The organism is Flavonifractor plautii ATCC 29863 (assembly GCF_000239295.1).
GTDB classification, from domain to species: domain Bacteria; phylum Bacillota; class Clostridia; order Oscillospirales; family Oscillospiraceae; genus Flavonifractor; species Flavonifractor plautii.
In genome coordinates this window covers 4,639-14,106 of sequence record NZ_JH417855.1, presented here as the reverse complement: position 1 = coordinate 14,106, position 9,468 = coordinate 4,639, and the positions used below count along the sequence as shown (strand labels likewise).

Sequence of the window (9,468 nt, the reverse complement as noted above, 5' to 3'; positions counted from 1 at the left end):
TCACCGTCCAATATGTTTGACAAACCTACAAAACGGCGCGTCAGGGATGCCGCGCCCTACAGCTCACCGGTTCGGCCTGCCAGATAGTCAAGCGGGCTCTCCAGCTCATCCGCGATGGCGGGCAAGTCATGAGCGTCCGGAAAAAGGCCCTGGATCGGGAGGTCTGCTTCTATTATGCCCTGGCGCTGGGAATTGAGTTGGGCCGCCTGTCTGCAAAAGGCTGACGCTCCTGCCCCCTACTCATCGTCATTGGCCTTCTTGTCGATGTACTCCGGCCGGAGCTTGCTGTAGACGATCTTCTGCTCGCTGTAGAGGCCGTAATAGCCGGAGAGCATGTAGGCCACGGCGATACACACGGCGAACAGCCCCAGGCTCTGGCCGGTGAACATGCCCAGACTGTCCCCGGCGAACAGCTCCAGGGAGAGCAGCAGGGAGGTCATGGGGCAGTTGGTGACGCCGCAGAAGACGCACACCATGCCCAGCCCCGCTCCAAAGGAGGGGTGCAGCCCCAGCAGGGGGGCGGCGGTGCAGCCGAAGGTGGCCCCGGTAAAGAACACCGGGACGATCTCGCCCCCCTTGAAGCCCGCCCCCAGGGTAATGGTAGTAAAGAGCATCTTCAGCAGGAAGGCCTCGGGCCGGGCCTCCCCTCCGATGGCGGCGTGGATCACCGCCGTGCCAGCCCCGTTGTAGTCGTAGGTACCCGGGTTCCACAGCCACACCAGGAAGGTCAGCGCGATGACCAGCGCCCCGCCCGCAGCGGCCCGCGCCACGGGCCCGCGCCACGGGGTTGGGGAGGTACTTGTCGTACAGCCGGGGGGCGGCGTGCATCATCCGGCAGAACAGGATGGAAAGCAGGGCGAAGAGGACCCCCATGCCGATGCACTGGAGAAGGGTGACGGGGGTAAGGTTGGGCACCCCCTGGAGGGAGAAGGCGGTGGGCGGCACGCCGCAGAGCTGGGCCACCCACAGGCCGATAATGGCGGAGAGGACGCAGGGCACGATGGCGGCGTAGTAGAGCACGCCCACACTGGTCACCTCCATGGCGAACATGGCGGCGGTCAGCGGCGTGCCGAAGAGGGCGGAGAAGGCGGCGGACATGCCGCACATGGTGATGATACGGCTGTCCTTGTCGTCCAGGTGCATCCACCGTCCGATCTTGGAGGAGAGGGAGCCGCCGATCTGGAGGATGGCCCCCTCCCGGCCGGAGGAGCCGCCCAGCAGGTGGGTGAGCACCGTGGCGGCGAAGATGAGGGGCGCCGTGCGCAGGCGCAGGGGCTGGTTCTCCCGCACAGCCACCAGGACGAAGTTGGTGCCCCGGTCCTTCTCCATGCCGCAAATCCGGTAGAGCAGAACAATGGCCACGCCCCCCAGGGGCAGGAGCCACAGAAGCCACGGGTTGGCCTCCCGCAGGGCTGTGACGGCGTTCAGCGCGTAATAAAAGGCAGTGCTGACCCCGCCGGCCGCCAGGCCGATCACCCCGGCAAACAGCACCCATTTCAGGAAGGTGCCCGGCTGCTCCAGCAAGCGCCGCAGCCGCCCCTCCGTCCGTTCTTTGGTTTCCATCCCGGTTTCCCCCTCTCACGCGTACAGGTTATTATAACATGCGCCGCAACTTTTTTCCGCATGCTTATGGATTTTTTTCATAAATATGATATACTAAGTTCTGTAACGCATGGAACACATGCAATCTGTCGTTTCAGAAAGAGGAGGAATCATCTTGCAGCCCCCTTTATGGCCTCAGCTTCTACTCCAGGTCATACTCATCGCAATCAACGCATACTTTGCCGCCACGGAAATCGCGGTCATCTCCCTCAATGAGGCGGTGATCCGCCACCAGGCCGAGGAGGGCGACAAAAAGGCCGCCCGTCTCCTGCACATCGTGGAGCAGCCCACCGGGTTTCTCTCCACCATTCAGATCGGCATCACCCTGGCGGGCTTTCTGGGCTCCGCCTTCGCCGCCGACAACCTGGCCGGCCGCCTGTCCCAGTGGTTCGCCGCCCAGTATGCCCTGACCGCCGCCGCCGAGGCCGCGGTGCACACCCTGTCCGTTATCCTGATCACCATTATCCTCTCCTTCTTCACGCTGGTCTTCGGCGAGCTGGTACCCAAGCGGGTGGCCATGAAGAAGAGCGAGCAGGTGGCCCGCTTCACCTGCGGGGTGGTGGCCTTCCTGGCCGCCGTCATGCGGCCGCTCATCTGGCTGCTGACCGTCTCCACAAATGCCGTGCTGCGTCTGGTACATATCGACCCCAACGAGGAGGACGATGAGGTATCGGAGGAGGGCATCCGCATGATGGTGGACATCGGTGAGGAGAAGGGCGCCATCCAGGCCGGTGAGAAGGAGATGATCGAGAACATCTTCGAATTTGACAACATGACCGCCGGGGACGTGATGATCCACCGCACCGACATGGTGATGCTGTGGGTGGACGACACGGCGGAGGAGATCGCGCAGACCATCGAGTCCTCCGGCCTGTCCCGTTTCCCGGTGTATGAGGAGGACGCCGACGACATCATCGGCATCCTGAACACCCGCGACTGGCTGCTCAACGCCCGCAAAGCCTCCCCCCGCCCGGTGCGGGAGCTGCTGCGCCCGGCCTATTTCGTGCCCGAGTCGGTGCGCACCGATAAGCTCTTCCGCGACATGCAGAGCCGGAAGATCCACCTGTCCATTGTGGTGGACGAGTACGGCGGCACCGCCGGCCTCGTGACTATGGAGGATCTGCTGGAGGAGATTGTGGGCAACATCTACGACGAGTTCGATCCCCAGGAGGATCAGGAGATCATCGCCCTGGGCGACAACCGCTGGCGCATTGCCGGCTCGGCGGAGCTGGACGATGTGGCGGAGGCCCTGGACATGGAATTTCCCGAGGACGAGGAGTCCGAGACTCTGGGCGGCCTGGTCTTTGCCCAGCTCAACGTGATCCCGGAGGACGGAAGCCACCCCGAGGTGGAGCTGTACGGCCTGCACATCCGGGTGGAGGAGCTGACCGACCGCCGGGTAGAGTGGGCCACCGTCACCAAGCTGGCCCCCTCTGAATCGGAGGAGGACGCCGAATAAGCGAAGCAATAAAATCCCCCCGGAATCCCAATGGGATTCCGGGGGGATTTTGCTTTTTGACCGGCTGTGTTCAGCCCACGTGCTCGCCGAAGTTCATCAGCATCTGGGCCACCTCGGCGCGGGTCGCGGTGCCCTGGGGATCCAGGACGCCGTTCCCCTTGCCGGAGAGCACCTGCGCATTGACCGCCCAGCTCATGGCCGTCTGCGCCCAGTCGGAGATGCTGGCGGAGTCGCTGAACTCCCGCACGGCCATCCCGCCCTGGGTGGTGTCATAGCCCTTCGCCTGCGCGTAGCGGTACAGAATCGCCGCGAGCTGCTCCCGGGTCACGCTGTCCTCCGGTCCAAACGCGCCGGTGTCGTACCCCTTCACGATGCCGCGGGCCGCCGCCCAGTTCACCGCGTCGGCGTACCATGCGCCCGCCGCCACGTCGGGGAAGCCCGCCGCGCCGGGTGCCTCCGGCCGCTCCTCCAGGTTGTAGAGTACCTGGGCGATCATGCTCCGGGTCAGGTTCATGGTGGGGGCGAAGGTGGTGTCCGTGGTCCCCTCCATCATCCCCTTGTCGTACACATACGCCACGGCGTCATAGAACCAGTCGCCGCTCGTTACATCGGTGAAGGGCAGGCCCTCCGGCTCCGGCTCCACCGCCGTGAACACGGCCTCCACCGTGACCTTGGAGGCAGGCATTTTGAAGGTGTACTTGCCGTCGCCCTTGTCGGTGAGCTTGACGGAATCGCCGTTCTTGTCGGTGACGGTCAACTTGTCCAGCTCATACCCCTCGTCGGGCTTCACGGTGACAGTCACCGTGCTCCCCTTGGAGGCGCGGGTGGGGCTCACCTTCACGCTGCCGTTGTCCGTGTCCTCCACGCTCACCGTGTACCGGGTCGAGCCAGAGGAGGAGCTACTGCCGTTGTAGTCCCACTCCGCAGTCAGGATAACATCCTTCGTCACTTTGTAGGGGCTGCTCACCCGGCTGCTGCCGTCATACCAGCCCTCAAAGGTGTAGCCGGAGCGGCTGGGAGTGGGCAGGGTGAGCTCGGTCCCCTCAGTGACCGTGTAGACGCTGTCCTTTGTATCCCCGTCGGCATAGTCCAGGGTAACGGTGTACTTCTTCTCGCCAGACGTGGCGTTTACCTCAGTAATGGTGTCGCCCGGCTGGGCGGCGGCCTGGGCGGCCTCCAGGCTGGGATAGTAGCTGTAGGGAGCCTCGGGGTTGGAGGCGCTCTCCAACTGGGCCTTGACGCTGTCAGCCAAATAGTCCTCGTTGACGGGCTTGGCAAAGTGACCGCTGGTAACCTCGATGCCGCTCTTTGCAGCCTCTGCGGCCCCGCTGGCCGCCTCAATGGCACCGAAGGTGCCGTTGCCCTGAATGGTCAGCTTGTGTGTGTCCGCGTCGGTGCTGTCATACACGATCTTGCCGTTGATGGTGCCGGTGTAGCTCCCATCAAAGGTGACATTGGTAGAAGGATAGCTACTATACTTACAGACATCAAACGCAATGGCTTCGTCGCTGGTGGTCACGATATCCGTATCTCCCTTGAAGATGATGCTGCCATTGTTGAAGCTCAGCGCGTAGTCCTCGCCGTCCGCCTGATGCTCGGCGAAGAAGTGCATATCCTCCAGGGTCAGGTTTGCATAGTTCTGAATGATGCGCTTGATGGAGGTCGTGCCCTCGGCAATACGGATGGTGCCGTTTTTGAGGGTGATGGTGGAATCCTTCAGGAACTGGAATCCATTGCTCTCCGTTCCGGCAGAGCCCGCTCCCGGGTCCTTCAGGGTATAGGCGTGGCCGCCAAAATCAATGGTAAAGTTCTTACCAGAGGGCACGGCAATGCCGGCCGCCTCTGGGATGTCCTTCAGGACGTAGATGGTGTCCCCGGCTTTGGCCGCTGTGATCGCCGCACCCAAGGTCTCATAGGTCTTGCCGCCCACCATCACCGCCGCATTTTCGGCAGTATTCGTGGTCAGAGTTCCATCCACAGTGCTGTTGACAATGACGATCGTTTCTGCGGTGGTGCCCTCGGGCACGCTGCCGATGGTGCTGTTGACCACGCTCATGGTGCCGCCGGCGGTGCTGTTGGACACCTGGCCGCTCACGGTGGCGCCGTCGGTGATGGCCACATCCGCCTTGCCGCTGTTGGTCACGTTTCCGGTAACCTTGGCCTTCTGGGTAATGGTCAGCCGGGCGCCCTCGCTGCTGTCCGTGAGGACAACGGAGCCGTTCAGCGTGCCGCCGGTGATCTCAATATCGCCGCTGTGGGTTCCACCGCCCATTGTGGTGATTACCGTCTTTTCCCCGGCGTTGAAGGTACCGCCGTTGATGGTCAGCTTGCCCTGATCCATGGTGCCGTCGATATAGCCGTTCAGAATGACGCCGTTGGAGGCGCCCGCCGCATCGAAGGTACCGCCGTTGACAGTGGCCACATTCCAGTTCAGGAACGCTGCTTGGGACATGCTGGTAAAGGTGCCGTCATTGATGACCAGCTCGCCATAGTCGTCGTTCTTGATCGTGTTCAGGCCGCCGGAGAAGGTGCCTCCGTTGATGGTCAGCACGGAGTTTTTTCCACCTGTATTCTGACTTCCGTTATACCAGCCGTTCTCAATCATGCTGGAGAACTGGCCGTTCTGCGTGACGGAAACTCCACTATTGATCTCCATGGTGCCGTGGTTGACGATGTTGTAATAGGAATTCCCGCCGCTGGCTTCGGCATTCTGTCCGTTCTCTTTACTGCGGGTATACGCGCCTCCGTTGAGCACCACATTGCCGCCGGGCTCATTCTGGATTGCCGCTCTGGCGTGGGTCACGTTGTCCACCGTGCCGCCGCCGGTGATGGTCAGAGTGCCCTTGTTGGTAATCGTGTGGTTCTCGTGGTTGGCCAAGGTCTTTCCGTTCAGATTGAGGGTCAGCTCCGCTCCCTCGGGGATTACGATATCCTCCGCCGTATCCTGGAGCAGAGTAACCGTCTCGCCCTTCCCGGCGTTGTCGACCGCCTTCTGGAGGCTGGCGTAGTACCTACCGCCCACCTCGGCCACACCATTCGTTTCATCCAGTTCGTTTACGGTAAACGTACCGTCTGGGCCTTCGGTTATCGCGGCATTCTCCGCCACATACTTGCTCACATCACTGGAGAACGTGCCGCCATAAATGATGGGGTTACCAGTCTTTTCCGCACCTTTCAGGGCAGGCACTCCTTCCGGGGCCTTAAAGACGCCGCCGTTGATGACCGCGGTGGCCTTTTCATTGATGCCCCCGTCCCCGCCAGTGTTGTCGTTTCCAATCAGAGCCGCGGTATACGTTCCCTCTGTCTCAAAGGTACCGCCATTGATTACGGCTTTTACCACGCCGACCTCACCCGCCACATAGAGGGCGTAGAACGTGGCCGTGTGCTTGGAATCGTTGACACACTTGACCGACTTAAACGTACCGCCGTTGATTTCGAAGTACCCCACAGAAGCGGATACCGCGCCCTGTACCCCTGTAAAGGTTCCCCCGTTGATGGTCATTTGGGAATCGGCAGCTCCATTCTGGATCGTATATCCCCAAACATTACCGTTGCACTGGCTGCACGTAGTCCCCGTGAAGGTTCCGTCTTCAATCGTTACGGTACCCTCGTTATAAACCGCGCATGTAGCCTTCTCAAAGGTTCCGTCTTCAATGGTCAGTACCGCGGACGCCCCTGTGTTCCGGATTGCCGCGCCGCCGGCATAGGTCGCTCCGCGATAGGTTCCATTTTCGATCGTAAGTATATTTTGGTTGTTGATTGCGCCCACTCCGGTTTCAGACGCAGATGAATCAATGACGCCGTCGCCTGTCACCGTAAGAGTACCCTTGTTCACAATCGGCCTGCCCGTAAAGTTCGACGCCACGGTGATGCTGTGGCAGTCCATGTCCAGCACGATGTTTTTCTTCTCTGGAATGGTGATGATCTGATCCGTGGTCATCCCGGTGATATCGCCCGTCAGGACGACCGTGGTCTCCTCCCCATCTGGAGCGGCTTCGATCGCCTGCATCAGCGCGTCATAGGCGCCTTTTTCCTCCATCGGCGCAGGAGCCGCTTCCTCCAGCGTGTCCGCTGCCGGAGTCTCTTCCGCAAAGACAGTCACAGGAAGAAGACTCAGTAACATACACACAGACAGTAGCGCCGCCAATCCTTTTTTTGCCCGTTTCATGTTGTTCCTCCTTTTTTAAATTGCGCCCCGGCTCCACTGCTGTCAGTTGTTATTGTCTTTTGCTAGCAAAAGACAGAAGTGTGCCGGCACACTTGGCATCCTTACTGTATCACATTGTCCCAATATTTTCAAGAGGGCACGTCCACGCAATCCACTTATGCGTTCCGCAGCAGCTCCCTCGCCCGGGCCAGCAGCTTGGCGTACACGCCGTCCATCTCCCACTCGTTGGTGTACTCCAGCAGGCGCTCCGCCGGAAGCCAGCCCACCCGGCTGTTCTCCCCCTCCCGGATCTGGAGGGCGTCGCGCTCGTCGGCCACCAGCAGGTAGGATACATTGAGATGCTGATGGGAGGGCACCCACTTCCCGCGCTTCACGTGGCCCCACACGGGCAGAATGTCCAGGGAGGCGATGGCGGGGCTGAGGGGACGGATATGCTCCACCCCCGTCTCCTCCCGGGCCTCCCGCAGGGCCACGGAGAGCAGGTCGCCCTCCCCATCCGCATGGCCGCCCGTCCAGGCCCACACCCTGTAAATATTGTGGTGGGCCATGAGCACCCGGGTGCCGTCGGCATTGACCACAAAGCCGGAGCTGGACAGATGGGCGATCTCGTTGTCCCGGGTGAGAATGTTGTCCGGAAACAGGCGGATGTACTCCAGAATCAGCCGCTGATCCGCCGCCTCCTGCTCATTTTGGGGCGTATAGGCCCGAATTTCATCCACATACATGGGGCTTCCTCCTCCGGTAGATCACATAGCGGAAGGGGATGCCCGCGTGCTCCTGGGGCTCCCCCTCCTCGGCCATCTCCCAGTCCGGGCCGGCGTCCAAATCAGGGAAAAAGGCATCCGCCCCCTCCCACGCCCGGCCGATTTTGGTGATGTAGGCCGTGTCGCACCAGTCCAGCAGGGCCGCGTAGACGCTCTCCCCCCCGATGACGAAGGAATCTGCCGGGGCGGCCGCCCGCAGGGCCTCCAGCGACCGGAACACCTCGGCCCCCTCGGGGGCGAAAGAGGGGTCGCGGGACAGGATCAGGTTCCGCCGGTTTTTCAGGGGCCGCCCGCCGGGGAAGGTGGCCAGGGTCTTGCGGCCCAGGATCACCGGGTGGCCGGTGGTGAGGGCCTGAAAGCGCTTCAAATCGGCCGGGATGTAGCAGAGCTGATCCCCGTCCCTGCCGATGGCCCAGTTCAAGTCCACCGCCGCGATCAAATTCATCGGGCTCCCTCCTTATACCGCCACGGGGATGGGCTGCTCCAGCGGGTGGAAGCGGTAGCCCTCCAGGCGGACGCTGTCCTTCGTGAAGGCGTAGAAGTCGGTAACCGCCGGGTCCAGCCACAGCCTCGGGGCCTCGTAGGGCGTCCGGGCGATGAGCTCCTCCACCACCGGCACATGGCGGTCGTAGATGTGGGCGTCGGCGATGACGTGCACCAGCTCCCCCGCCTCCAGCCCCGACGCCCGGGCCAGGAAGTGCACCAGCACGGCGTACTGCATCACGTTCCAGCCGTTGGCGGTGAGCATGTCCTGGCTGCGCTGGTTGAGCACGGCGTTGAGGGTGCGCCCCGACACGTTGAAGGTGACCGACCAGGCGCAGGGGTAGAGGGCCATCTCGCTCAGATCGTGGTGATTGTAGAGACTGGTGAGAATCCGCCGGGAGGCCGGGTTGTGCTTGAGATCGTAGAGCACCCGGTCCACCTGGTCAAACTCCCCCTCGGGGTAGCGGTGCTTGACCCCCAACTGGTAGCCGTAGGCCTTGCCGATGGAGCCGCTCTCGTCCGCCCAGGCGTCCCAGATGTGGCTGGACAGGTCGCGGATGTTGTTGGACTTCTTCTGCCAGATCCACAAAAGCTCGTCCACCGCGCTCTTGAAGGCCATTTTGCGGATGGTCTGCACCGGGAATTCCGCCCGCAGATCGTAGCGGTTGACAATGCCGAATTTCTTCACCGTGTGGGCGGGGGCGCCGTCAGTCCACCGGGGGCGCACCTCCTGCTCCGTGTCCCACACCCCGTGGGCCAGAATCTCCTTGCAATTTTCAATGAACAGCTCGTCCGCGCGGCTCATATCGTTCCTCCTCCGGTTGGTTTTCCCCAGCATACCACATTCCGCGCCGGAACGCAAACCCGCCGGTTCGGCCGACGGCCGGGCGCAGCTCCGCGCCCGCGGGCGGCCATAAAGGCCGCTCCTACGTTCCAGCACCGTCCCCCAATTTTCTCCCATACAGGCCGGTGCGGCGGGGGCGTTACAGCGT

6 protein-coding genes and 1 pseudogene are annotated in these 9,468 nt (G+C 62.2%); 1 reads left to right on the top strand and 6 read right to left on the bottom strand.

Annotation, left to right across the window (positions count from 1 at the left end; translation table 11 throughout):
• Nucleotides 1–236: 236 nt before the first annotated feature.
• Complete coding sequence (locus tag HMPREF0372_RS21245) at nt 237–770, bottom strand: chloride channel protein (RefSeq protein ID WP_330700781.1); 534 nt, start codon at nt 768–770, stop codon at nt 237–239.
• Nucleotides 771–852: 82 nt separating this feature from the next.
• Nucleotides 853–1,329, bottom strand: a pseudogene (locus tag HMPREF0372_RS21240) (chloride channel protein); the annotation flags it as partial.
• Between the two features lie 388 nt (nt 1,330–1,717).
• Here HMPREF0372_RS21240 and HMPREF0372_RS18275 point away from each other — a divergent pair.
• Nucleotides 1,718–3,061 (top strand): hemolysin family protein, encoded by a 1,344-nt coding sequence (locus HMPREF0372_RS18275; protein WP_039998050.1) that lies wholly within the window; start codon nt 1,718–1,720, stop codon nt 3,059–3,061.
• 70 nt (nt 3,062–3,131) lie between these two features.
• Here the strand turns inward: HMPREF0372_RS18275 and HMPREF0372_RS18270 are convergent, their stop codons facing one another.
• The 4 genes from HMPREF0372_RS18270 to thyA all read right to left on the bottom strand — a co-directional run bounded on the left by HMPREF0372_RS18270 (nt 3,132) and on the right by thyA (nt 9,281).
• Complete coding sequence (locus HMPREF0372_RS18270) at nt 3,132–7,100, bottom strand: S-layer homology domain-containing protein (RefSeq protein ID WP_230979326.1); 3,969 nt, start codon at nt 7,098–7,100, stop codon at nt 3,132–3,134.
• 284 nt (nt 7,101–7,384) lie between these two features.
• On the bottom strand, nt 7,385–7,954 hold the full coding sequence (locus HMPREF0372_RS18265; protein WP_007495815.1) for an NUDIX hydrolase: 570 nt from the start codon (nt 7,952–7,954) through the stop codon (nt 7,385–7,387).
• Nucleotides 7,941–8,438: a dihydrofolate reductase gene (locus HMPREF0372_RS18260; protein ID WP_007495813.1), complete on the bottom strand. Its 498-nt coding sequence runs from the start codon at nt 8,436–8,438 to the stop codon at nt 7,941–7,943. Before HMPREF0372_RS18260 ends, HMPREF0372_RS18265 begins: the two co-directional genes overlap by 14 nt.
• A 12-nt stretch (nt 8,439–8,450) precedes the next feature.
• On the bottom strand, nt 8,451–9,281 hold the full coding sequence (gene thyA, locus HMPREF0372_RS18255) for a thymidylate synthase (RefSeq protein ID WP_039998045.1): 831 nt from the start codon (nt 9,279–9,281) through the stop codon (nt 8,451–8,453).
• Between the last annotated feature and the right edge of the window lie 187 nt (nt 9,282–9,468).

Bases quoted from the DNA above. Each gene is read 5' to 3' on its own strand.
- HMPREF0372_RS18270 (WP_230979326.1), bottom strand. From the start codon at position 7,100: ATGGAGGAAAAAGGCGCCTATGACGCGCTGATGCAGGCGATCGAAGCC.
- HMPREF0372_RS18265 (WP_007495815.1), bottom strand. From the start codon at position 7,954: ATGTATGTGGATGAAATTCGGGCCTATACGCCCCAAAATGAGCAGGAG.
- HMPREF0372_RS18260 (WP_007495813.1), bottom strand. From the start codon at position 8,438: ATGAATTTGATCGCGGCGGTGGACTTGAACTGGGCCATCGGCAGGGAC.
- thyA (WP_039998045.1), bottom strand. From the start codon at position 9,281: ATGAGCCGCGCGGACGAGCTGTTCATTGAAAATTGCAAGGAGATTCTG.